Here is a 23,721-nt window from a genome sequence, read left to right as displayed (position 1 = left end):
GGTGACTCCTGTCCTGAAAGTGGATCGGTGGGTTCGGGGTCGTGCCACAGGCCACCAACACGGTGCCCGTCGTACCGCCGTTCTAGCACGACGCTACCTCACGGCCGGACGCGGACCGAGGACATCAGATCCGATCCTGAGGTGTGTCGCCCCGGCGGCGACGGCTTCCTCGAGGTCCGCGCTCATCCCCGCCGAGACGGCCGAGGCGGCCGGGTCGACGGCGCGGACCTCGGCGGAGATGCTCAGGAGCCGTTCGAAGGCCCCGGCCGGGTCGGCACCCAGGGGCGCCACGGCCATCACACCCGCGAGCCGCAGACCCTCCGTCGCGGCGCAGGCCTCGGCCAGGTGTGCCGCATCTCCGGGAAGGGCCCCTCCCCTGCCCGCCGACGCAGGGTCGGCTCCGGCGTCGAGCGTGAACTGGAGGAAGCAGTGGAGGTCCCCGCGGGCCCCCATCCCCGCCGCAGCCCGCCGCTCCTGCTCCGCCGTGACCGCTTTGCCGAGGGCCGTGATGAGCGGCAGGCGGTCCACGGAATGCACGCTGTGGGCGTAGCGGACCACCGATCTGGCCTTGTTGGTCTGCAGCTGCCCGATGAAGTGCCAGGCCAGGTCCAGGTCCTGGAGCTCGGCCGCCTTCGCCGCCGCCTCCTGGTCGCGGTTCTCGCCGACGTCGGTGACGCCCAGCGCGGCGAGGATCCGCACATCGGAGGCCGGGAAGTACTTGGTGACGACGACCAGCGCCGGTTCGTCGCGTCCGGCCGACAGCGCGGCGGACGAGATACGCGTCCGGACGGCCCGCAGGCGTTCCTCGAGCTCGCGCGCACGGGCCGGATCCGGGCTCACGTCCGCCACACGAGGCCCGCGATCCGCCCCGCGCCGGGCTCCCGCCGGTGGGAGTACAGGTCCGGGCTCTCGACGGTGCAGCAGATGCCGCTGCCCACCAGGGGCTCCACCCTGGCGCCGGCCCGCACGAGCTGCACCTGCACGGCCGCCGGCAGGTCGAGCGCCGGCGTCCCCCGACGCGTCCGGGAGGCGGCTTCGGGGAGGACGCGGGCCATCGTCTCCATCATGTCCCCGGGCACCTCGTAGCAGGACCCGCAGACGGACGGGCCGATCCACGCCGCGACGTCACGCGCGCCGTGGCCGCGGAGCGTCCTGACCGCGTGCTCGACGATCCCGTTGCCCACGCCCGCACGCCCGGCGTGCACGACGGCCGTGGCCCCGGTCCCGCCGTCAGCGACCGGGGCGTCCGCCAGGACGATCGGGACGCAGTCGGCGACGAGGACGGCGAGCGGCTCGCTGCCGTCCGGCGACACCATGCCGTCGGCGTCGGGCGCGTCCTGCGCGGTCCGGTCGACGACGGCCACGCGGTCCGAATGGGTCTGGCTCATGAACCGCAGGGTTCCGCCGGGCACGCCCATCGCCGACTCCAGCCGACGGCGGTTGCCGCGGACGGCGTCGGGCTCGGCACCCACGTGGAGGGCGAGGTTGCCCGCACCCACCGCCGTGAACGCGACCCTGAGCCCCGGGCGGACCTCCGCGTTCCAGTGGAACGCGGAGGTCCGCCCGGGCACGCCGCCTGTGTCCACCGACTACTTGAGGAAGTCGGGCACGTCGAGGTCGTCCGAGCGACCGGCCGACAGGTCGGGCTCGACGATCGCCGGCAGGTCGACGTCGAAGCCCGAGTCGGCGGGGACGGCCTGCACGTTCTGTGCACGCTGCTGCGACCAGGCACCGAGGCCCGCGGTCGCCGCACCGGCCATGCGCTGCTGGTCGCCGCCCACGCGGGGTGCGACGGCCGGCCGGGCCGCCGGTGCCGCTGCAGCGGCGGGCTGGGACGTTGCGTCCACCTGGTCGAAGCCGGCCGCGATCACCGTGACCCGGGCCTCGTCGCCGAGGGCGTCGTCGATGACGGCGCCGAAGATGATGTTCGCCTCGGGGTGCGCGACCTCCTGGACGAGGCGCGCGGCCTCGTTGATCTCGAAGAGGCCGAGGTCCGAACCGCCCTGGATGGACAGCAGGACACCGTGGGCGCCGTCGATGGAGGCCTCGAGCAGCGGCGACGCGATGGCGAGTTCCGCCGCCTTGACGGCACGGTCCTCGCCGCGGGCGGAGCCGATGCCCATGAGCGCGGAGCCCGCGCCCTGCATCACGGACTTCACGTCGGCGAAGTCGAGGTTGATCAGGCCCGGCGTGGTGATGAGGTCGGTGATGCCCTGGACACCGGAGAGCAGGACCTGGTCCGCGGACCGGAACGCGTCGAGCATCGAGACGTTGCGGTCGCTGATGGACAGCAGGCGGTCGTTCGGGATCACGATGAGCGTGTCGACCTCTTCGCGGAGCGTGTCGATCCCGCTCTCCGCCTGGTTGGACCGGCGGCGTCCCTCGAAGGTGAACGGACGCGTGACCACGCCGATCGTGAGGGCGCCGAGGGACCGGGCGATCCGGGCGACGACGGGGGCGCCACCGGTGCCGGTTCCGCCACCCTCACCCGCGGTGACGAAGACCATGTCGGCCCCGCGCAGGACCTCCTCGATCTCCTCGGAGTGGTCCTCGGCGGCCCGGCGGCCGACCTCGGGATCCGCCCCGGCACCGAGGCCGCGCGTGAGCTCGCGGCCGACGTCGAGCTTGACGTCGGCGTCGCTCATGAGCAGGGCCTGGGCGTCGGTGTTGATGGCAATGAACTCCACGCCACGGAGTCCGACCTCGATCATCCGGTTGACGGCATTGACGCCGCCGCCGCCGATGCCGACGACCTTGATGACGGCCAAGTAATTCTGAGGTGCTGCCACGTCCTGTGTCCCTTGTTCGAATCTGTGTGCTGTACGGGGGCCCGCCGGTGCTCCGGCGTCGACCTTCACCCGAGATAACGTTAACGTTCAGGTTGAGGGTTAACGTTATGTCAAGTAACTTCTATGTTCGACGCTAGGTGCATACGCATCCCGTTGCAAAGACCGCGCGCCGTGTGTCGGCGTGTCGGCCCCCGATCCTCCGTGTCGCGGGGCTCTGCGGCGTCATCGTGTCACCGGCCGATCCGGTGTGCTGACGTCGAACACCTCGACGGGCGGGTCCGCCGTCGGCAGTGACAGCATGGCCTCGAGGACCCCCGCCTTCTCCGCGCTGCGCTCGGCGCTGCCCCAGAAGATCCTCTGCTCTCCCGACAGGGACAGCTGGATGGAATCGACGCTCGACGCCGATGCGCTGTTGAGGCGCGACAGGATGCTGACCGGCAGTTCTGCCAGGACCGCGGTGATCGAGGAGAACACCTCGGAGTTGACCGCGTTGGCGCCGCCGTCGATCAGGGGCAGCTTGGCATCGCCCCGCTGGGCGACCTGCATGAGCTGCCGACCCTCCGCGTCGATGAGCATGAACTCCCGGCCGGTCTGCAGGACGGCGACGGGCACGCGCTCCTCCACGGTGACGACGAGCGTCGAGGGCGGTTCCGCAGCGATCCTGACGTCCTCGATGGGTGCCTTGTCGGCGAGCAGGTCCGCGACCTGCTCGCGCGAGATCCTGGTGAGCGGGGTCCCGGTCAGGGGCGCGAGGGCCGCTTCGACTTCCGACGTGGGGACCAGTGCGTTGCCCTGCACGGAGACCGTGCGCAGGGCGAGGGCCGGCGAGAAGACCACGTACGCCACGAGGCCTCCGAGGACGAGCACCACGGCCGCGACGGCGATGACGGTGTTCCTGAGGCGGCGGGAGCGCCGAGGGGCCGGGAAGTCGAGGACCGTCCCGGAGGCGCCCCGCCCCGGAGATCCTGTGAGCGTGGCGGTGCTGCCGCGGGTGCCGGTCGCGCCGCCGGTGCCCGGAGCCCGCGTGCCTCTCGTACCCGGTGCCCCGGTCGCCCGCGTCGCGGGAGGCTTCCTCGGCGTCATCCGGCGGCCCCCGGGCCCGCGCCCGCAGCCCGCTCCGCCAGCAGGCCGACGAGCCGTGTCCCGTACTGCGTGACGTCCCCCGCGCCGATCGTGAGGACGATGTCGCCGGACCGGGCGCTGTCGATCACGGCCTGCAGGGCCTCGTCCGGGTCCGCGACGTACGCGGCGCCGCGCATGAGGTCGGTGATCGTCCAGCCCCCCACGTCGTCCACCGGGTCCTCCCGCGCCGCGTAGACCGGCAGGACGACGGCCGTGTCGGCGAGGGAGAGCGCCTCGGCGAACCCGGCGGCGAACTCGCGCGTCCGGGAGAAGAGGTGCGGCTGGAACAGGACGTGGACGCGGTGCTCCCCCGCCACGGTGCGCGCCGCGGTGAGCGCCGCCTGCACCTCGGTCGGGTGGTGCGCGTAGTCGTCGAAGACCCGTACGCCGTCGCCCTCGCCGCGCGCCTCGAACCGGCGTGCGGCGCCCGAGAACAGGGACAGCCCTGTCGCTGCGACAGCCGGGTCGACGCCGAGTTCCAGTGCGACCGCGAAGGCCGCCGCGGCGTTCAGGATGTTGTGCCGCCCCGGGACGCTCAGCTGCAGGTCCTGTTCGGCGTCCAGGCCGTCGACGGCGAAGGACAGGACGCTGCTCGTGGTGCTGCCGACCGCCCGCGTGGCGCCGATCCGGATGTCGGCCGTCTCGGCGTAGCCGTAGGTCCGCACACGGCGCGTCCCGGGGATGGCCGCGGCCAGCGCGGCAGCCCCCGGATCGTCGGCGCACGCGACCAGGAGGCCGTCCTCGGGCAGCCGGTCCGCGAACCGCCGGAACGCGGCATGCACGGCCTCGGCGGTGCCGTAGTGGTCCAGGTGGTCCGCTTCGGCGTTGGTCACGACGCTGATGCGCGGCGAGTAGTTCAGGAAGGAGCCGTCGGACTCGTCGGCCTCGGCGACGAAGACCTCCCCGCCGGTCCACTCCGCGTTGACGCCGAGGGCGGCCACGTCTCCCCCGATCGCGAACGACGGGTCGAGCCCCGCCTGCCGCAGCAGGACCGTGATCATGGCCGTCGTCGTCGTCTTGCCGTGGGTGCCCGCGACGGCGACGGCGAGCCGGCCGCTCATCGCCGCGGCGAGTGCTTCCGACCGGTGGAGCACGGGCAGGCCCCGGCGCCGCGCCTCGGCGAGTTCCGGGTTGCTCTCGCGGATCGCGGAGGAGACGACGACGGTTCCGCTTTCGGGGACCGCGGCCACGGAGTGGCCCACGTGCACCTCGGCGCCGAGGGCGGCGAGGGCCCGCAGCCCCCTGGATTCCGCGGCGTCGGACCCCGAGACGCGCAGGCCCCGGCCGAGGAGCACGCGGGCGACGGCGGACATGCCGGCGCCCCCCAGCCCGATGAAGTGGACGGGTTCGGTCAGGACCGCGTCGGGTGCTGCGGTGCTGCTCGTGGTGGTGATGCTCGTGCCTTCCGTCGTGCCGCCTGCGGGCGTCATGGTCGCGTCGCCGGCGCCCCTGTGGTGTCCGGCGCTCATCGGCGGGCCTCCGCGACGGCCAGGACGAGTTCCGCCATGCGCCGGTCCGCGTCCCGGACGCCCTGCGCGTAGGATGCCGTCGACATCGCGGCGAGCCGTGGTGCGTCGGTGACCAGCGGCAGGACGTTCTGGCGGATCCAGTCGGCGGTGAACGCGGCGTCGTCGACGAGGATCGCCCCGCCGCGGTCCACGAGTCCTGCCGCGTTGAGCCGCTGCTCGCCGTTGCCGTGGGGCAGCGGGACCAGGACGGCGGGCAGCCCCACGGCGCCGACCTCGCTCACGGTGGCGGCACCGGCGCGGGCGACCAGCAGATCGGCCGCCGCGTACACGCGCTCCATCCCGTCCACGAACTCGACCTGATGGTACCCGGGCACCGACAGCGGCGTGCCGTCGTCGTCGGGGATCTGCTTGCCCCGGCCGGTGATGTGCAGGATCTGGATGCCGGCGGCGATGAGTGCGGGCACCGCGGCGGCCACGGCGCGGTTCAGGCTCGCCGCGCCGGAGGAGCCTCCCGTGACGATGAGCGTGGGCCGGTCCGGGTGGAGCCCGAGGGAGGCACGGGCGTCGGCGCGCCCGCCGGAGCGGTCGAGGTCGGCGATGCTGCGGCGCATCGGCATGCCCACCAGCACGGCGTCGGCGAGGCCCGTACCGTCGAACGCGACGGCGACGCGCGCCGCGATCCGCGCGCCCACCCGGTTGGCGATCCCGGGGCGGGCGTTCGCTTCGTGGATCACCACGGGGATGCGGCGCGTCCACGCGGCGAGGTACACGGGCGTCGACACGTAGCCGCCCACCCCGACGACGACGTCGGCACCGGCGTCCACCACGATGGCCCGCGCCTGGCGGACGGCCCGGAGGAGGCGCACCGGGAGCTTGAGGAGGTCCGTCGACGGTCGTCGTGGCATCGGCACCCGGTCGATGGTCCGCAGCTCGAACCCGGCCGCCGGGACGAGGCGGGTCTCCATGCCCGCTTCCGTGCCGACCGCCGTGATGCGCGTGCCGGGCACCTCGTCGAGGATGGCCCCCGCGATGGCGAGCAGCGGGCTGATGTGGCCGGCCGTCCCGCCGCCGGCGAGGACGACGGACACCGCGCGGTCGTCGGTGGTGGGGTGTGTCATGGGAGTGCGGGGCCTCTTCCGGAGGTTAGGACGCGGACCGGTCCGGCGCCGTGACGGCGGAGTGCGGGGTCTTCCGCGCGAAGGAGAGCAGGACGCCGACGGCGGCGAGGGTGAAGGTCAGCGCTGACCCGCCGTAGGAGATGAAGGGCAGCGGCACGCCGATGACGGGCAGCAGGCCCGTCACCATGCCGATGTTGACGAACGCCTGGCCGATGAGCCAGACGAGGATGGATCCCATGAGGATCCGTACGAAGGGGTCGGTGTAGCGCATCGCCACCCGGATGGTCGCCACGGCGAGGATGCCGAAGAGCAGCACCACCACGAAGGTGCCGAGCAGCCCGAACTCCTCGCCGATGATGGCGAAGATGAAGTCGTTGTGGGCCTCGGGGATCCAGTTCCACTTCTGCCGGCTCTGGCCGATCCCCACCCCGAACCAGCTGCCGGAGGCCATGGCGAACAGCCCGTTGTCGGACTGCATGCACAGGTCCGTCCCGTCGTCGCAGTTGAGCCGGAGCCAGGCGGCGATGCGCCCGCCACGGTTCGAGCTGGTCGCGACCATCAGGAGGGCGCCGACGGCGGCGACGATCCCCACCAGGGAGAACATCTTCAGCGGCGCGCCCGCGAAGAACAGGGCCGCGGCGGCGATCATCATGAGGACGAGCCCGGTCCCGAGGTCCCCGCCGATCAGGACGAGGCCGATGGGCAGGCCGCCCAACGGCACGGCGGGGATCAGTGCGTGCTTCCAGTCGCGGATCAGGGCCTTCTTGCGCTCGAGCACCGACGCGAACCAGAGGGCCAGCGCGAGCTTCGCCGGTTCGGAGGGCTGGAGCGTCTGCGAGCCGATCCGGATCCAGTTCTTGTTGCCGTTGATCTCGACGCCGATGACCAGCACGAGGACGAGCAGCACGATGGCGATCCCGAGGCTCGGCCAGGCCAGGGCCTTGTAGGCACGGGGGCCGAGCCGCGACAGCACCAGCATCAGGATCAAGCCGGCACCGGCCCAGACGGCCTGCTTGAGGAAGAGGTCGAACGTGTCCTTGCCTTCGGAGATCGCCTCGACGGAGGATGCCGAGAGCACCATCATGAGGCCGATGGCCGTGAGTGCCAGGGCGGCGCCCAGGATCAGGTAGTAGCTGGATCCGGTGGGCGAGTGGTCCGAGCCCTCGAGGATCTCCCAGCCGCGCCGGACCCGGGCGCGCAGGCCCTTCGCCGGCCTGCGCGCGGGTGCACCTGCGCTCCCGCCCGGCGCCGCCGTGGTGGCGCCGCCGCGGACGGTCCTCCCCGCGACCGGCGGGCGGGGCGTCGACGGCGAGACGGGTGTGCCCCCGGACAGGGCCGACCGCCCCGCCCCCGTGGTCCGGGCGGACCGGACGGAGGGCTTGCGTCCTCCCGGACGGGTTGGCGTGGCCATTACGACTCCTTAGCGGTTGTCCCCTGTCCGCCGCGGGCGTGGACGGCGGCCGTGAAGGCCGCCCCCCGGTGCGCGTAGGAGGAGAACTGGTCCATCGACGCGGCGGCAGGCGCCATGAGCACCGTGTCGCCGTCCTGGGCGAGCCGCGCGGCTTCCGCCACGGCCCATTGCATCAGGGCGTCCGCGGCGGCCGGGTCGGGTGACCCGCCGGCGTCGTGCCCCCGTCCAGTGTGATGGCTCGGCGGGAGCGAGACAGGAACATCGGGTGCGTGTCGGGAGAGCGCCCCCTGGAGGGGGGCAGGATCCTCGCCGAGCAGGACGACGGCGCGGAGCCGCCCGGCGTGGTCCCGCACGAGGTCCTCGTAGGAGACCCCCTTGGACAGGCCGCCGGCGATCCAGACGACGGACTGGAAGGAGGCGAGGGACGCGGAGGCGGCGTGCGGGTTGGTGGCCTTCGAATCGTTGATCCAGAGCACGCCGTCCTCGTTGGCGACCACCTGGATGCGGTGGTCGCCCGGCTGGAAGGCGCGGATCCCGTCGCGCACCGCTGCGGCGGGGACGCCGGCGGCCCGGACGAGCGCGGCGGCGGCCAGTGCGTTGGCGACGAGGTGGCGGGGCACCACGTCGCCGAGCTCACGGATCGACGCCAGTTCCGCGGCGGAGTCCTTGCGCTGCTCGATGAAGGCGCGGTCCACCAGCAGGTCCTCCACGACGCCCATCATGCTGATCGACGGCATGCCGGTGGTGAACCCCACGGCGCGGCAGCCGTCCATGACCTCGGCGTCCTCGACCATGGTCTCCGTCTCGCGCTGCTCCACGTTGTAGATGCAGGCGATCTTCGTCCGCTCGTAGACCGAGGCCTTGGCCGCGAGGTAGGCCTCGTAGCTGCCGTGCCAGTCGACGTGGTCCTCGGCGATGTTGAGGCACACGCTTGCCAGGGGCTCGATCGAATGGGCCCAGTGCAGCTGGAAGCTGGACAGTTCGACGGCGAGCACGTCGTAGCCCTGCGGGTCGCGGATGACGTCGAGGATCGGGGTGCCGACGTTGCCTGCGGCGACCGCGCGCTTGCCGGCCGCGATCAGCATGGACTCGGCCAGTCCCACCGTCGTCGTCTTCCCGTTGGTCCCGGTGATCGTGAGCCACTCCGCGGTGCGGCGGCCCTCGCGGATCCGGACGCGCCACGCCAGCTCGACGTCGCCCCAGATGGGGATCCCGGCCGCAGCTGCCTCGGCGAGCAGCGGCTGGGTGGGCGGCCACCCGGGCGAGGTGACCACGAGGTCGGGCTGCCCGCCGTCGACCAGGGGCAGGGCGGCCGCGTGGCCGGCGCCGAGCAGGACGTCGCGGGCACCGACGATCCGCAGGGTGTCGGCCTTCGCCTCGTTCGCGGGCGTCACGCCGGCGTCGACGACCACGACCACGGCGCCGAGCTCGATGAGCGTGTCCGCGGCGGAGAAGCCGGAGGCCCCGAGGCCGGCGACGACGACCCGCAGTCCGGCCCAGTCGGCGTCCCACGACGTGAGGTTCGCGAGGCGCGGGGTCTCCCAGGTGTTGGGGACGGTCTCCCCGTGCGATCCGCTCATCCGACGACCCATTCCGCGTAGAAGATGCCGAGCGCCGCGGCCACGAAGAGGCCCGCCAGGATCCAGAACCGGACCACCACGGTGACCTCCTGCCAGCCCTTGAGCTCGAAGTGGTGCTGGAGCGGTGCCATCTTGAAGACGCGCTTGCCGCCCGAGAGTTTGAAGTAGCCCACCTGGATGATGACGGACAGCGTGATCATGACGAACAGGCCGGCCAGGATCACTAGGAGCAGCTCGGTGCGGGAGAGGATCGCGAAGCCGGCGATCGCGCCGCCGATCGCGAGGGACCCGGTGTCGCCCATGAAGATCCTGGCGGGCGAGGTGTTCCACCACAGGAAGCCGACGAGCGCGCCGCACATCGACCCGGCGATCAGGGCCAGGTCCAGGGGGTCGCGCACCTCGTAGCAGACGCTGCCCGCGCCCGGCGAGCCGCAGCTCTGGTTGCTCTGCCAGATACCGATCAGCATGTAGGCGCCGAAGACGAGGATCGAGGCACCCGCCGCGAGTCCGTCCAGGCCGTCCGCGAGGTTCACGCCGTTGCTGGCGCCGGTGATGATGAGGTTGGACCAGATGACGAAGAGGATGGCGCCGAGGACCGTCCCGGCGAACGCGAGGTCGATCGGGGTGTCGCGGATGAACGAGATCGCGGTCGAGGCCGGGGTGCGCCCTTCCTCGTTGGGGAACATCAGGGCCATGACGGCGAAGGCGACGCCGACGGCGGTCTGGCCGGCGATCTTCGCCGGGGCGGACAGCCCGAGGCTGCGTTGCTTGGAGATCTTGATGTAGTCGTCGGCGAAGCCCACGAGGCCCATGCCGCCGGCGAGGAAGAGCAGCAGCAGCCCCGAGGCGCTGGGTCCGGAGGCCGGGGCCCCGATCGCCATCATCAGCAGGTGCGTGAGGAAGTAGGCCAGCAGCACGGACCCGACGATCACGGCGCCACCCATGGTCGGCGTCCCGCGCTTGGTGTGGTGCGCGGTCGGCCCGTCGTCGCGGATGAACTGGCCGTAGCTCTTCTTCACGAGGAGCCTGATGAACAGGGGCGTCCCGACGAAGGCGAAGATCAGGGCGGCGGCCGAGCCGATGAGGATTGCGATCACGGCTGGGTGGCCTTTCCGGAAGCGTCAGGTCCACTGACCGCTTCAGAGTCTGCTGCTGGGTGGTTCGAACTGTGGTCGGTGCGGTGCTCCGGGCTGCCGTCCGGGCCGGCCTGCTGCGCGATCCGGTCCCCGAGGAACCGGAGGCCGGCCCCGTTCGAGGACTTGAACAGGACGATGTCCCCGGGTTCGAGCTCCGCCGCGAGCAGCTGCTCCGCCGCCCCGACGTCGTCGACGTGCACGGCTTCGCTGCCCCACGACCCCTCGAGCACGGCGCCGTTGAAGAGCGCTCGGGTGTTGGGCCCCACGCAGACGAGCTTCGAGATGTTGAGCCGCACGACCACGCGTCCCAGGAGGTCGTGCTCCTCGATGGTGCTCCCGCCCAGCTCGAGCATCTCCCCCAGCACCGCCCAGGTCCGCCGGCGCCCGCGGCCGAGTTCGGCGAGGGTCCGCAGGGCCGCACGCATCGACTCGGGGTTGGCGTTGTAGGCGTCGTTGATGACGGTCACGCCGTCGGCACGCTCGGAGCGCTCCATGCGCCAGCGGCTCGCGGCCGTCAGGCTGCGCAGGCCCTCCGCGATCCGCGCGGGCGGGCACCCGACCTCGTAGGCGGCGGTCGCCGCGGCCAGCAGGTTCGTGGTGTGGTGCAGCCCGAGGAGCGGGGACACGACCTCGTGCTCGCCGCCGTCCGGGAAGGTGAGGGTGAACGAGGGATGCCCCTCGGGTGTCGTCGTGCTGTTCCTCGCCCGCACCACGCCGCCCTCCGCCGCGAAGTCGTCCGAGGAGGTGAAGAACGCGGTGCGGGCACCGGTCCGGGACCGCATCGCGAGGACACGCTCGTCGTCGGCGTTGATGACGGCCGTGCCCGTCGGGGCGAGGGCCTCGAAGAGCTCCCCCTTCGCCCGGGCGATGTTCTCGACGCCGCCGAACTCACCGGCGTGGGCCGAGCCGACCCCGAGGACCACGCCGACGTCGGGCTGGACCAGCGAGGCGAGGTAGGCGATGTGCCCGGGCTTGGTGGCGCCCATCTCGATCACGAGGTAGCGCGTGTCCCAGGTGGCCTGGAAGACGGTCAGCGGCACGCCGACCTCGCCGTTGTAGGAGCCGCGCGGCGCGACCGTGGGACCCGCCGCGGCGAGGATGCCTGCGAGGAGGTCCTTGGTGGTGGTCTTCCCTGCCGAGCCCGTGATGCCGATGACGGTGAGGTCGCCCGCGGCCCGCAGCCGGCGGACCGTCTCCGCGGCGAGTTCGCCCATGGCGAGGACCGCGTCGGGGACGACGACGGAGGGGTGGGGGACGCCGTCCGGTCCCGCGACCTCCCGCTCGGCCAGTGCGAGGACGGCGCCGCACCCGAAGGCCGATCCGATGTGGAGGTGCCCGTCGGAGGCCTCGCCGGGCTTGGCGACGAAGAGCGACCCCGGGACGCACTCGCGCGAATCGGTGGCGGCGGAGGTGACGGTGATGGCGGGGCCGGCAGGATCGACCCCGACCAGTCGTCCGCCCGTGAGTGCCGCGATCTCGGCTGCGCTGAATTCAATCATGACGGTTCAGGACTCTATCCCGGGGCGGGAAAGCCCAGAGAATCCGTGCCTTGTCAACGCGGAACGCAGTTCCTCCCGATCGTCGAGTGACAGGTTGACGCCCTTGACCTCCTGCCAGACCTCGTGGCCGCGGCCCGCGACGATGATGGTGTCGGACGCGCGGGCCAGGGCCACGGCGCGCTCGATCGCCTCCGCCCGGGGGAAGACCTCCAGCACCTCGCACGCGAGCCCCTCCCTGCGGACCGCCGCGTCGGCACCCGATCGGACCGCCTGCCGGATGGCCGCTTCGTCCTCGTCGTGCGGATCGTCGTCGGTGACGATGAGGATGTCGGACAGCCGGGCTCCGACGGCGCCCATGACGGGCCGCTTGGACTCGTCGCGCTGCCCGGTGGCACCGAACACGGAGATGACCCGGCCGCCGGGACGCCGGACCGAGGCCAGGGTCCGTTCGAGCGCGTCGGGGTTGTGCGCGAAGTCGACGATCGCCGCGGGCTCCTCGCCGATGAGCTGCATGCGTCCCGGGACCTCGGTGGTGAACGGGTCGTGAGCGTCCAGGGCGCGCTGGACGTCCTCGACGGGCACGCCGGACGCGAGGACCATGACCGTGGCCAGGGCGGCGTTGGAGACGTTGAAGGTCCCGGGGAGGCCGGTGCGGACCCGCAGCCGCTCCCCCGCGCGTCCCTCGAGGGTGAAGGCATGCCCCAGGCCGCTGGGCTCGACGTCGACCACGGTCCAGTCGGCCACCGGGTCGGTGCCGGCGGCCCGCCCGGTGCGCAGTGAGAGGACGGGCACGTCGGCCGTCGCTGCGAGGCGGCGCCCCCAGGCGTCGTCGACGAGGACGACGGCGCGATGGCAGCGGGCCGGCGTGAAGAGCGCGGCCTTCACGGCGAAGTAGTCCTCCATGGTCCCGTGCAGGTCGAGGTGGTCCTGGGTCAGGTTGGTGAAACCCGCGACGTCGAACCGGACGCCGTCGACCCGCCCGAACTCGAGGGCGTGCGAGGAGACCTCCATGGACGCCGCGTCGAGTCCCCGTTCCCGCATGAGGGCGAGCAGGGAGTGGACCTGCGGGGACTCGGGCGTGGTGAGCGCACTGGGGATGGCGTCCGCGCCGGCGCGGATCTCGATCGTGCCGATGAGCCCCGTGGTCCGGCCCAGTGCGCCGAGGAGCGCAGTGAGGAAGTAGGTCGACGTCGTCTTCCCGTTGGTCCCCGTGATCCCGTAGAGGGTCGGGGCGGCGTCCGACTGGCTGTCGAAGATCACGCCCGCGAGCGGGCCGGCCGCCCGGCGGGGGTCGGGGACGACGACGACGGGTGGCGCCTCGAAGCCGCCCGCCGCCGCGGCGCGGGCCAGGATCGCCGCGCCTGCCTCGTCCGTCAGGACGGCCACGGCCCCCGCCCGTACGGCCTGTTCGGCGAAGTCCGCGCCGTGGCGGGCGGCTCCGGGTACGGCCGCGTACACGTCGCCGGGGAGCACCGACCGCGAATCGAGGGTGAGGCCCGTGACCACGGGGAGTTCCGCCGGCCCGGCCGGTCCGGCCAGGGGCCCGATCGCCGCGAGGGCCTCGGAGAGGGCGACCGGATGCGGAGTGCGCGGTCGCATCAGGGAGGCGCCGCCCCCCTGCGAGTTGTTGGATTGCACGATGCTCCGGCCTCCGGGATCAGAACTCGACCGGATAGATGTCCGGCTTCGTCGTCGAGGCCGGGACGTTGTTGGAATTGAGGACCTGCTTCATGACCTTCTGGAACGACAGGCCCGGGATGAGGTAGTACAGGTCGCCCTGCGGGCGCTGGAGGGTGACCACGACCACGTATTCGGGGTCCTCGATCGGCGCGATCCCGGCATAGGAGAGGGTGTAGCCATCGTAGCCGCCGGCGGGGCTGGGAGCCTCGGCGGTGCCGGTCTTCGATCCCACGCGGTACTGCTCGAGCTGCCCCGTCTTGCCCGAGCCTTCCTGGGTCACCGTCTCGAGCATCTTCAGCGTCTTGGCGGCGGTCTCCGGCGACACCACCTTCGTGCCCTCCGCCTGGGGGACCGGGTGTTCGGTGCCGTCCGGGTCGATGTAGGCGTCGATCAGCCGCGGCTGCAGCCGCACCCCGTCGTTGGCGATCGTCTGGTACACCATGGCGGTGTGCAGCGCGGTCTGCGCGAGGCCCTGACCGAACAGGACGGTGTACTGCTGGCGCTCGTCCCAGTTGTCCGGCGTCGTCAGCAGACCCTGGTTCTCCTCGTTGAGCCCGGTTCCGAGCGGCTCGCCGATGCCGAACTTCTTCAGCCAGTCGTACCGCTCCTGCTTGGTCAGCTGCTGGCCCACCTGCACGGTCCCGGTGTTCATCGACTTCGCCAGGATGCCCGCGGCCGTGCGCTTCTCCGTCTTGTGCTCGAAGGCGTCCTTGAACGTCTGTCCGTCGATGGTGTAGCGGTTGTCGAGGGTGAACCTGGAGGTCGGCTCGATGAGTCCCTGCTCCAGTGCGGCGGCCATCGTGATGACCTTGGTCGTGGAGCCCGGCTCGAAGGACGCGCTGACGGAGTTGGGGCGGCGCTGCTCGGCCGGCGTCGCCGTCGGGTCGTTGGGATCCGGCGTCGTGGACTCGGCCATCGCGCGGATGGCGCCGGTGTCCGCCTCGACGACGACGATGTTCCCCCATTCGGCGTCGTACTCCTCGACCTGCGACGCGATCGTCTGCTGCGCGAACCACTGCAGGTCCTGGTCGATCGTGAGCCGTACGTTCTGGCCGTCGACCGCCGGTACGTCCTCGTTCGTGGCGTACGGGATGCGGATGCCGTCCCCGCCGATTTCGAAGGTCCTGCTGCCGGCGGTGCCCTCGAGCGCGTCGTTGAGCGAGTACTCGAGGCCCTCCTGCGGCTTGCCGTTCTCGGATACGAAGCCGATGATCGACCCCCCGACCGCGCCCGCGGGGTAGGTCCGCACACTGGTCTCGTCGGCGTAGACGCCGGGGATCTTGACGGCGAGAGCCCGGTTCTTGACCTCGGGCGTCACCGATTTGAGGATGTAGTTGAAGCTCCTGTCACCGAGGACGGCACCCCTCAGCGTCTCCCCGTCGATGCCGATGACGGCGGAGAGCTCCCCGAGTGCCTGGTCCATCGGGATGACCTCCCACTCCTCGAGGTCCTCGTTGTACCGGCGGAACTCCTCGACGTCGCTCAGGCGCTGGTCGACCACGAGGTCGTAGCGTTCGACGCTCCGTGCGAAGTACTTGCCGTTCATGTCGACGATCGAACCCCGGACGGGCTGCACGGCGGTGGTCGTGAGCCGCTTGGACAGACCTGCCTGCGCCATGCCGTTGAGATCGAGGGCCTGCAGCTGGAAGAGGCGCACGCCGAGGACCATCAGGAGGACGAGGACGAACGCGAGCCCCACGCGGAGCCGGGTGGAGCCCAGGGTCAGACGGAGGCTGTCGGGGCTGCCGAGGCGTGCAGGGGTCACGAAGAATCCTTGTCGATCAGTACATCCGGTGCGGTGCTCTGGAGCCGTTCCTGCTACTGGCCGGAGCCGAGCTGCTCGGGACCCGGGATCGTCCCCGACTCGGCGCTCGACGCCGCGTCCGCCGCGGGTTCTCCGGCTACGGGAGAGGTCGGGTTCGCGCCGAGGTCCGGCGCAGCGATGAGGACCTCGGGCTTGGGGCCCTCCGTCGCGGGTTCCGGCGTACCGGTCACCTTCTTCGAATCTAGCTCAATGGTCCCGAAGGTCGGGGAGGACACCATGCCGAGTTTCGTCGCAGCCGCGGCCAGGTTCTGGGGTGCCTCCTTCGCCTCGATGGCGAGCACGAGCGCCTCGTTCTCCTGGCTCAGGGCCGTCTGCTGGTTCCGGAGCTGCACGAGTTCGTACTGCGTGCCGGAGACGGAGATGTTGAGCATGAGCACCGTGGCGAGTGCCGCGGCGAGCACGAGCAGACTGAAGACGGCGAAGGGCACCTTGCGCCGCGCAGGGCGTGCCGGGACCACGGACAGTGGCGTGCGGGTCCTCGTGGTGGCGGGGGCCTCGGTGGCCGGCCCGGTCAGCCGTCCCGGAGCCAGCGCGAGAGCGCCGTTCCCGGAGAAGGCCGCGGCGCTGTGTCGCTTCTCCACGGTCAGTGCCTGGCTCATGTGGTCTTCCTGTCGACGGGTCCGGCTTTGATTCGTTCAACTGCCCGCAGCTTGGCCGATGCCGCACGCGGGTTCTCCTCGATCTCCGCCGCGGTGGGCGCTTCTGTGCCGCGGGTCAGGGATCGGAGGTAGGGCTTGTGCTCCTCGAGTTCCACCGGGAATCCGACGGGCGCAGAGGACTTCGTTCCGGCGGTGAACGCGCTCTTCACGATGCGGTCCTCCAGGGAGTGGTAGGACATCGCGACGACGCGGCCGCCGGTCAGGATGGAGCCGATGGCTGCGGGGATGGCCCGTTCGAGGACGGTGAGTTCCTCGTTGACCTCGATCCGCAACGCCTGGAACGTGCGCTTGGCGGGGTGGCCACCGGTGCGGGCCGCGGCAGCAGGCACGACGCCGCGGATGACGTCCACGAGCTGGGACGTGGTCCGGAACGGCTCGGTCTCCCTCGCCCGCACGATCGCCGATGCGATCCTCCCGGCGAACTTCTCCTCGCCCCAGGTGCGGATGATGCGGAGGAGTTCGTCCTCGCGGTAGGTGTTGACCACCTCGGCCGCCGTGATGCCCCGGCTCGTGTCCATGCGCATGTCGAGCGGCGCGTCGTAGGAGTAGGCGAACCCCCGCTCGCGTTCGTCGAGCTGCAGGGAGGAGACGCCGAGATCGAAGAGGACGCCGTCCACGCCGTCGATCCCGAGGTCCTCGAGCACCTCTGGCAGTTCGTCGTACACGGCGTGGACCAGGTCGGTGCGTGCCGCGTACGGGGCGAGCCGTTCGCCGGCGAGCACGAGCGCCTCGGTGTCGCGGTCGATGCCGACGAGGTGTGCATCGGGGAAACGCTGGAGCATGCTCTCGGAGTGGCCCCCCATGCCGAGCGTGGCATCGACGACGACCGCGCGCCGACCGGCGGCTTCCGCTGCAGCGACGGCAGGCGCGAGGAGGGAGACGCAGCGGTCGCGGAGGACGGGGACGTGACGCTCCCCCGTCGGCCGGTCACCGCTCATGCGTCCTCTTCTTCCTGCAGTCGGTACTCGTCTCGGGTTTCACTGCAGGCAGGAAGGGAGGTCGGCCTTCTTGGATCAGACCCCCATCCGGCCGGAAGGTCGTCGCCTGGCTTCGGGGAAGTGAAGCCAGGAGGCGTACCGGATCCGGCGGCTGGAGATCTCATCCAAGGGACGTTCCCACCTGCGCCGTCGTGCTGTCGTGCTGTCGTTCAGATGATGCCCGGGAAGGCGTCCTCGTCCGTCTCGGAGAACGCCGTCTCCTTCTCCGTCAGGTAGGAGTCCCAGGCGTCCGCCGCCCAGATCTCCGCGCGGCTTCCCGCCCCGATCACCGCCAGGTCCCGGTCGAGTCCCGCGTAGGTCCTCAGTGCGGGCGGGATGGTGATCCTGCCCTGCTTGTCGGGTACCTCGTCCGAGGCTCCCGAGAGGAAGATGCGGTTGTAGTCCCTCGCCTGGCGTGACGAGATGGGAGCCGTGCGCATCTGTTCGTGAACCCTCTCGAACTCACTCATGCTGAAGACGTAGATGCACCGCTCCTGGCCCCTCGTGAGGACCAGCCCCTCGCTCAGTTCCTCACGGAACTTCGCAGGGAGAATGAGCCTGCCTTTTTCATCCAGGCGGGGGTTATGAGTTCCGAGGAACATCCATGACCGCCTGTTCTGAGTCCACCAAGCCCGGCGTGGTGCCGCTTCGCTCTTATATTCCCCACTTTACTCCACAACTCTCCCCGGTCAACGTTCATGGGGGCGCGCCGCGCCGCTTTTCGTCGGCGCGTGTCGCGGTCGGGCGGCTGGTGACGGCGTACTGGCGCCCCCCGATCCCGTGGGGAGCGAAGTGGAGGACTTAAACGAAGAAGGACCCGCCGAGGCGGATCCTTCTGCAGTGCGGTGGAGTGCTCAGGCTCCTATGACTGGTCGCGCTTCCGTTCGTCCCATTTGTCCTCGAGGCTGGACATGAAACCGCTCTTGCCTCCGGTGGCCGCCTTGGACGGTTTGCCGATCGGCTGGCCGGTGTCGACCTGCTTCGACTTCGTCGTGGCGAAGTACACGCCGGCTCCCATGATCAGGAAGCCGGCGACGCCGATGAAGATGTTCTGCCAGACGATACCCGCCAGGAGGACGAGGATGCCGGCGATCGTGATGAGTGAACCGATGACAAGACGCCTGGTCGACATCGACTTGCGACTGTCCGAGGCCATGGAGTGCGCGAACTTGGGATCGTCGGCGTGTAACTGCTGTTCAAGCTGATCAAGCAACCTCTGCTCGTGTTCCGAGAGTGCCATGACCGCCTCCTTGATATGGGTACCAACGTTCCTTCACCCAACCAACGCTCCTGACGCTGCCCCGGTTCCCGATGGGAGGCTCCGGGACCCCGGGTTCCGGGTGGTGGATTTGCGTCACGACCGGCAGTTGGACTACCGGGTTAAAGACTAGTGTGCTACCGCGTGGGAGCAAAGTCACAATGCGGTGTTGGGAGCCACCTCTTCTGGATGATATAGACCCGTCCCGGCGCTCAACGGCGAGGATCGTGATCGCCCTGCACCGGGCCTCGCGGCGATGCTCCGGGAGGTCCGGACCGTTGTGGCCGATCACCGGCGCGGGCCCCGTGCGGAGTGCGCGTCCGCTCGTCGTCGTCGGCCGCCGGCTGCCCGCCGCCGGGCCCGCTCGGAGACGCCTGCGGACGCGCTCGGGCGAGCAGGCCCGCCGGCATGACGCCGGCGTCCCCGAACTTCCGGTTGACGTCGTCGAGGACCCGTTCGGCCAGCCTCCAGTTGTCGTCCTGCCGGTCGATCGTCAGCTGCGTGGAGCCGTCGCCGCCGGTCTCGAGCGACTCGGCGCGGAGGCCGATCAGCCGCACCGCCATGGGCCTGTCGCCCAGGCCGGCGAGCAGCGCCGTTGCCGCCCGGTAGAGGGCATTCGCGTTGTCCACGGGTTCGTCGAGCTTCTTCGATCGGGTGAGGGTCGAGAAGTCCTCGTAGCGGAGCTTGAGCGCCACCGTCCCGGCACGGTGACCGGACGCCCGCAGCCTCGCCGCCGTCCGGTGGGCGAGCCTCAGCAGCTCCCGGCGGAGGACGTCGGAGTCCTCGACGTCGCGGGAGAACGTCTCCTCCGCGCCGATGCTCTTCTCCGGGCGCGAGACCACGACCCGCCTCGGGTCACGGCCCCAGGCCAGATGATGCACGTGCTCGCCGGCAGCACCCAGCAGCCTGCGGAGGGTGGGTACCGGGGTGAGCGCGACGTCCTCCACGGTGCGGATGCCGATACGCGCCAGGACCTCCTGCGTCTTCGCGCCCACGCCCCAGAGGGCGGAGACGGGGAGCGTGTGGAGGTAGGCGACCGTCCGGTCGCCCGGGATGAGCAGGAGGCCGTCCGGTTTGGCCCTCGTCGAGGCGATCTTCGCCACGAACTTCGTCGTCGCGGCCCCGACGCTCGCCGTGATACCCAGCGTCGAGTGGATCTCCGCACGGACCTGCTCGCCGATCTCCCGCGGGCTGCCCAGCCGCCGGAGGGAACCGGCGACGTCGAGGAAGGCCTCGTCCACGCTCAACTGCTCGACCTCCGGCGTGACCGATCGGAAGATCCCCATCACCTGCCCGGAGACCTCCGCGTACCGGTCGTGGTGCGGGGGGAGGATGACGGCGGTGGGGCATTGCCGCATCGCGACCGCCATCGGCATCGCGGACCGCACGCCGAAGCGGCGGGCTTCGTAGGAGGCCGACAGCACCACCGACCGTCCGGACGGGGACCCCACGACCACCGGCACGCCACGTAGGTGCGGGTGGTCGAGCAGTTCCACGGAGACGTAGAAGGCATCCATGTCGATGTGCAGGATGTGGCACTCCGCGTACTCGACAGGTTCCTGCCCCGCATCCTTTGGCACGCCTTCATCGTACGCACCCGCACCCACACCGGACCCACACCCGACCTACACCGGACCCACACCGGACCTACACGGCATCGGCAGCCCCTCGGGCTCCCGGCGCAGCCCTCGAGCGCCTGCCGCAGGCGCACCCCGGGAGAACCGGCCGGGGCGCCGGTTAGAGTGGGGACACCACCGAAAGACGAACTGCACGGGAGATTCATGCTGTCCGCACCCGCCATCCCCGACCAGGGCGGCCCCGCTCCCGATGCCATCACCGTGGAGCAGGAACGGTTCAGGTCCTCCCTCACCCGGACCATCGAGGACTTCCTCGGCGAGCAGCGCTCCGTGCTGGCCTCCATCTCCGACGAGGCACTCCCCCTCATCTCGAGCATCGCCACCCTGACGAGCGGGGGGAAGAGGATGCGGGCGCTGCTGTGCTACTGGGGCTGGCGGGCGGCGGGCGGATCAGCCCTGGCGTCCGCTCCGGTGACGGCAGGCACGGCCCTCGAGTTCTTCCAGGCCGCGGCCCTGATCCACGACGACATCATCGACCGGTCCGACACCCGGCGCGGGCGCCCGAGCGTCCACCGGCAGTTCACGGCCCGGCATGCGGACGCGGGGTGGCATCTCGACGCGGAGCGGTTCGGGGTCTCCTCCGCCATCCTGGCAGGCGATCTGTGCCTCGCCTTCAGCGAGGAGCTCTTCACGGGTTGCTGCTCCGGCGTCACGGGCGACGCCGGGTCCGCGGCGCGCGCGATCTTCAACCGCATGCGCACGGAGGTGATGGCCGGCCAGTACCTGGACCTGCTGGAAGAAGCCGTCGGCCCGGACCAGACCCCCGCGGTGGCCGAGGACCGGGCCCTCAACATCCTCCGCTTCAAGTCGGCCAAGTACTCGATGGAACGGCCCCTCATGCTCGGCGGGGCGCTCGCCGGCGCCGACGACGCGCTGCTCGCCGCCTACTCGGCGTTCTCCCTACCGCTGGGTGAGGCGTTCCAGTTGCGCGACGACGTCCTGGGCGTCTTCGGTGACCCGTCGGTCACGGGCAAGCCCGCCGGAGACGATCTGCGCGAGGGCAAGCGGACCTTCCTGATCGCGCGTGCCCTCGGATCCAGCAGTGAGACCGGGCGTGCCCGGATCAACGCGATGCTCGGCGACACCTCCCTCGACTCGGACGCCGTGGATGACCTGCGGGCGCTCATCGTGGACAGCGGAGCGCTGGCGCACACGGAGCAGCTCATCGGGCAGAAATCGGAAGAGGCGTTCGCGGCACTCGAGGACCTCACCGTGGACCCCGTCTCGCTGCGCGCGCTGCGACTGCTCGCGGAGGCGGCGGTGACCAGGACCGCCTGACGAGGCGGTCACCGGAAGTCACCCGCCCGGCTCGTCCCGGGGTCCCGCCCGGCTCGTCCCGGGCGGGACGGGGGCCTCTACCAGGCGGCGGCCTGGGCGCGGCGGCGGATCTCGGTCTTGCGGCCCTCCCGCAGCGCGTCGATGGGCCGGCCCGGCAGCGACTCGTCCTCGGTGTACAGCCACCGGATGATGTCCTCGTCGCCGTAGCCGCTGTCCGCCAGCACCACCACGGTGCCCTTGAGGCTGTCGAGGACGCCTCCGTCGACGAGGAAATCCGCCGGGACGCTGCGGATGTTGCGCTCTCCGATCCGCACGCTCACGAGGGATCGCTCGCTGACGAGCGAGTGCACGCGGGTGATGGGCAGATCGAGCGCCTCGGCCACCTCGGGGAGATTGAGCCAGGCCGGGACGAGTTGTTCGAGTTCAGTCACCGTCCAAGGGTGCCATGCTCCCGCACCCAACTCCACTCGGCCGCCCTCCGGCAAGGACTCCTCAAGAACCGGGGGGTAGGACACGCCGATCTTGACGATTCGCTGCATTTTCATGCCCTTGTGCTAACGAACCCATCGTGTAGATTCACTTGAGTCGCACAAGTCACACTATCAACACGTGTAACACCAGCATCATCAGCACAGCATGATCCCGGACAGGAAGAGTCACCCCGGGGCATGCGTCCGCGCGGACTCAGCCGCCAACAGACGAGGAACCAAACATGACTGCCCAGCGATCGAACGCACCGCTGAACGGCACCCGCAGGAAGGTCGACGGCGCGAGCCGACGCCGCCTGAATGTCGCCGTGACCACCGCCGCCCTGCCCGCGGTGCTTCTCTCCTCCGTGGCTCTCGCCCAGCCGGCCACGGCAGCACCTGCCGTTCAGGCTCCGGTCACCCGGCACCTCGGAGCAACAGCAACCGCCCTTCCCCCGCGGGCCGTCGTCCCGGCCGCCCTCGTCGCCGCCCAGGTCCCCGCGCAGAAGATCGCCGTCGTCACGCAGACGGTGCCCAGCACCTACGTCGTCAAGTCCGGTGACACCATCGGCGCGATCGCCAAGCGGTACGGGCTGTCCACCGACGCCGTCCTGACGCGCAACGGCATGACCGCGCGCACCATCATCTACCCCGGACAGAAGATCCTGCTGACCGGGAAGTCCTCCCCCGTGGCGAAGCCCGCCCCCGCGGCACCGGCGGTACCGACGGCCGGATCCACCTACGTGGTCAAGCCCGGCGACACCCTGGGCGCCATCGCTTCCCGCCACGGCGTGAGCCTCCAGAGCGTCCTCACGGCCAACAAGCTGTCGATGACCTCGATCATCTACCCGGGCCAGAAGCTCAGCCTCGGCGGCAAGGCACCTGCTCCCGCCCCGGCGCCGGCGCCCACCAAGTCGACGCCCGCACCGGCACCGGCCGGCGGCACGTATGTCGTGAAATCCGGCGACACGCTGGGCGCCATCGCCTCCCGCAACGGCATCGGCCTCGATGCGCTGCTGACCGCCAACGGCCTCTCGAGGTCGTCGATCATCTACCCCGGCCAGAAGCTCAAGCTCACCGGTTCCGTCACGCCGCAGGCGACTCCCCCGAAGGCACCGGCCCCTGCCCCCGCGCCCGCGCCCGCAGCCGGCTCGTACGTCGTGAAGGCCGGCGACACGCTGGGCGCCATCGCCTCCCGCAACGGAGTGGGCCTCTCCAGCCTGCTCACCGCCAACCGCATGAGCATGACGACCGTCATCTACCCGGGCCAGAAGCTCACCATCCCGGGCCCGGGCACCACGCCCGCACCCGCCCCCGCGCCGACCGGCCTCGTGCCCTCGACCTTCCTCGGCTTCACGTACCCGGACAAGGTGGTGGCGGACGCGAACGCCAACAAGGCGCTGCTCAACTCGCTTCCCGCGCCGTCGCAGGCCGACATGAAGAAGATCGTCGCCGACACCGCACGCTCCATGGGTGTCGATCCGAGCCTCGCGATGGCGTTCGCCCACCAGGAATCAGGCTTCAACCAGCGTGCGGTCTCGCCGGCGAACGCCATCGGCACCATGCAGGTCATCCCCTCGTCCGGTCGGTGGGCCAGCGACCTCGTGGGTCGCAAGCTCAACCTCCTGGACCCGTACGACAACGCCACGGCCGGCGTCGCGATCATCCGCGCACTCACTCGCACCAGCCCGTCGCTGGACATCGCGATCGCGTCCTACTACCAGGGCCAGTACTCGGTGCAGACCCGCGGCATGTTCTCGGACACCAAGCAGTACGTCGCGTCGATCAAGGCCCACCAGAAGAATTTCCGGTAGGT

20 protein-coding genes are annotated in these 23,721 nt (G+C 70.9%); 2 read left to right on the top strand and 18 right to left on the bottom strand.

Translation table 11 applies throughout. The annotated features are described in order from the left end of the window. Positions 1–93: 93 nt before the first annotated feature. The 17 genes from MWM45_RS06695 to dinB all read right to left on the bottom strand — a co-directional run bounded on the left by MWM45_RS06695 (position 94) and on the right by dinB (position 20,103). Positions 94–849 carry a YggS family pyridoxal phosphate-dependent enzyme gene (locus MWM45_RS06695; protein ID WP_418909745.1) on the bottom strand — a complete coding sequence of 252 codons (756 nt, stop codon included), beginning with the start codon at positions 847–849 and terminating at the stop codon, positions 94–96. Further along, on the bottom strand, positions 837–1,571 hold the full coding sequence (locus MWM45_RS06690; RefSeq protein ID WP_247828768.1) for a purine nucleoside phosphorylase YfiH/LACC1 family protein: 735 nt from the start codon (positions 1,569–1,571) through the stop codon (positions 837–839). Before MWM45_RS06690 ends, MWM45_RS06695 begins: the two co-directional genes overlap by 13 nt. Positions 1,572–1,589: 18 nt before the next feature. After that, positions 1,590–2,789, bottom strand: coding sequence for a cell division protein FtsZ (gene ftsZ, locus MWM45_RS06685; protein WP_247828767.1), 1,200 nt, complete (start codon positions 2,787–2,789; stop codon positions 1,590–1,592). A gap of 222 nt (positions 2,790–3,011) precedes the next feature. Further along, positions 3,012–3,872 carry a cell division protein FtsQ/DivIB gene (locus tag MWM45_RS06680; RefSeq protein ID WP_247828766.1) on the bottom strand — a complete coding sequence of 287 codons (861 nt, stop codon included), beginning with the start codon at positions 3,870–3,872 and terminating at the stop codon, positions 3,012–3,014. After that, positions 3,869–5,380 (bottom strand): UDP-N-acetylmuramate--L-alanine ligase, encoded by a 1,512-nt coding sequence (murC, locus tag MWM45_RS06675; protein ID WP_418909744.1) that lies wholly within the window; start codon positions 5,378–5,380, stop codon positions 3,869–3,871. Before murC ends, MWM45_RS06680 begins: the two co-directional genes overlap by 4 nt. After that, positions 5,377–6,498: an undecaprenyldiphospho-muramoylpentapeptide beta-N-acetylglucosaminyltransferase gene (gene murG, locus MWM45_RS06670; protein ID WP_247828764.1), complete on the bottom strand. Its 1,122-nt coding sequence runs from the start codon at positions 6,496–6,498 to the stop codon at positions 5,377–5,379. The genes murC and murG overlap by 4 nt, the downstream gene beginning before the upstream one ends. Before the next feature lie 25 nt (positions 6,499–6,523). After that, a complete protein-coding gene (gene ftsW / locus MWM45_RS06665; protein WP_247828762.1) occupies positions 6,524–7,909 on the bottom strand; it encodes a putative lipid II flippase FtsW in 1,386 nt (461 codons plus the stop codon). Then, positions 7,909–9,489 carry a UDP-N-acetylmuramoyl-L-alanine--D-glutamate ligase gene (gene murD / locus MWM45_RS06660; RefSeq protein WP_247828761.1) on the bottom strand — a complete coding sequence of 527 codons (1,581 nt, stop codon included), beginning with the start codon at positions 9,487–9,489 and terminating at the stop codon, positions 7,909–7,911. Before murD ends, ftsW begins: the two co-directional genes overlap by 1 nt. Further along, on the bottom strand, positions 9,486–10,586 hold the full coding sequence (gene mraY / locus MWM45_RS06655; RefSeq protein WP_247828760.1) for a phospho-N-acetylmuramoyl-pentapeptide-transferase: 1,101 nt from the start codon (positions 10,584–10,586) through the stop codon (positions 9,486–9,488). The genes murD and mraY overlap by 4 nt, the downstream gene beginning before the upstream one ends. Then, positions 10,583–12,124, bottom strand: coding sequence for a UDP-N-acetylmuramoyl-tripeptide--D-alanyl-D-alanine ligase (locus MWM45_RS06650; RefSeq protein ID WP_247828759.1), 1,542 nt, complete (start codon positions 12,122–12,124; stop codon positions 10,583–10,585). The genes mraY and MWM45_RS06650 overlap by 4 nt, the downstream gene beginning before the upstream one ends. Positions 12,125–12,130: 6 nt before the next feature. Next, on the bottom strand, positions 12,131–13,723 hold the full coding sequence (locus tag MWM45_RS06645) for a UDP-N-acetylmuramoyl-L-alanyl-D-glutamate--2,6-diaminopimelate ligase (RefSeq protein WP_247829163.1): 1,593 nt from the start codon (positions 13,721–13,723) through the stop codon (positions 12,131–12,133). 58 nt (positions 13,724–13,781) lie between these two features. Further along, positions 13,782–15,569, bottom strand: a complete 1,788-nt coding sequence (locus MWM45_RS06640; protein WP_336296695.1) for a peptidoglycan D,D-transpeptidase FtsI family protein — start codon at positions 15,567–15,569, stop codon at positions 13,782–13,784. Between the two features lie 53 nt (positions 15,570–15,622). Continuing rightward, positions 15,623–16,228, bottom strand: a complete 606-nt coding sequence (ftsL, locus tag MWM45_RS06635) for a cell division protein FtsL (RefSeq protein ID WP_247828758.1) — start codon at positions 16,226–16,228, stop codon at positions 15,623–15,625. Then, a complete protein-coding gene (rsmH, locus tag MWM45_RS06630; protein WP_247828757.1) occupies positions 16,225–17,226 on the bottom strand; it encodes a 16S rRNA (cytosine(1402)-N(4))-methyltransferase RsmH in 1,002 nt (333 codons plus the stop codon). Before rsmH ends, ftsL begins: the two co-directional genes overlap by 4 nt. A gap of 209 nt (positions 17,227–17,435) precedes the next feature. After that, entirely contained in the window at positions 17,436–17,867 is a 432-nt protein-coding gene (mraZ, locus tag MWM45_RS06625; protein ID WP_043446982.1) for a division/cell wall cluster transcriptional repressor MraZ, read from the bottom strand. 260 nt (positions 17,868–18,127) lie between these two features. Beyond that, positions 18,128–18,505, bottom strand: a complete 378-nt coding sequence (locus tag MWM45_RS06620; RefSeq protein WP_247828756.1) for a DUF3040 domain-containing protein — start codon at positions 18,503–18,505, stop codon at positions 18,128–18,130. 230 nt (positions 18,506–18,735) lie between these two features. Further along, the gene (dinB, locus tag MWM45_RS06615) at positions 18,736–20,103 is read right to left on the bottom strand and encodes a DNA polymerase IV (protein ID WP_269076576.1); all 1,368 of its coding nucleotides are present in this window, start codon (positions 20,101–20,103) and stop codon (positions 18,736–18,738) included. Positions 20,104–20,304: 201 nt separating this feature from the next. Here dinB and MWM45_RS06610 point away from each other — a divergent pair, with 201 nt between their 5' ends. Further along, a complete protein-coding gene (locus MWM45_RS06610) occupies positions 20,305–21,438 on the top strand; it encodes a polyprenyl synthetase family protein (protein WP_247828755.1) in 1,134 nt (377 codons plus the stop codon). A 77-nt stretch (positions 21,439–21,515) separates the two neighbouring features. Here MWM45_RS06610 and MWM45_RS06605 read toward each other — a convergent pair whose 3' ends face one another. Then, the gene (locus tag MWM45_RS06605) at positions 21,516–21,869 is read right to left on the bottom strand and encodes an Rv2175c family DNA-binding protein (RefSeq protein ID WP_043446986.1); all 354 of its coding nucleotides are present in this window, start codon (positions 21,867–21,869) and stop codon (positions 21,516–21,518) included. A 281-nt stretch (positions 21,870–22,150) separates the two neighbouring features. Between MWM45_RS06605 and MWM45_RS06600 the strand changes: the two genes are divergently transcribed. Continuing rightward, positions 22,151–23,719 (top strand): LysM peptidoglycan-binding domain-containing protein, encoded by a 1,569-nt coding sequence (locus MWM45_RS06600; protein ID WP_247828754.1) that lies wholly within the window; start codon positions 22,151–22,153, stop codon positions 23,717–23,719. Positions 23,720–23,721 lie beyond the last annotated feature (2 nt).

This window comes from Arthrobacter antioxidans (genome assembly GCF_023100725.1).
In the GTDB taxonomy this organism is placed as follows: Bacteria; Actinomycetota; Actinomycetes; order Actinomycetales; family Micrococcaceae; genus Arthrobacter_D; species Arthrobacter_D antioxidans.
Note: the sequence above shows the minus strand (reverse complement) of the source record. Positions and strands in the feature narration are given on the sequence as shown.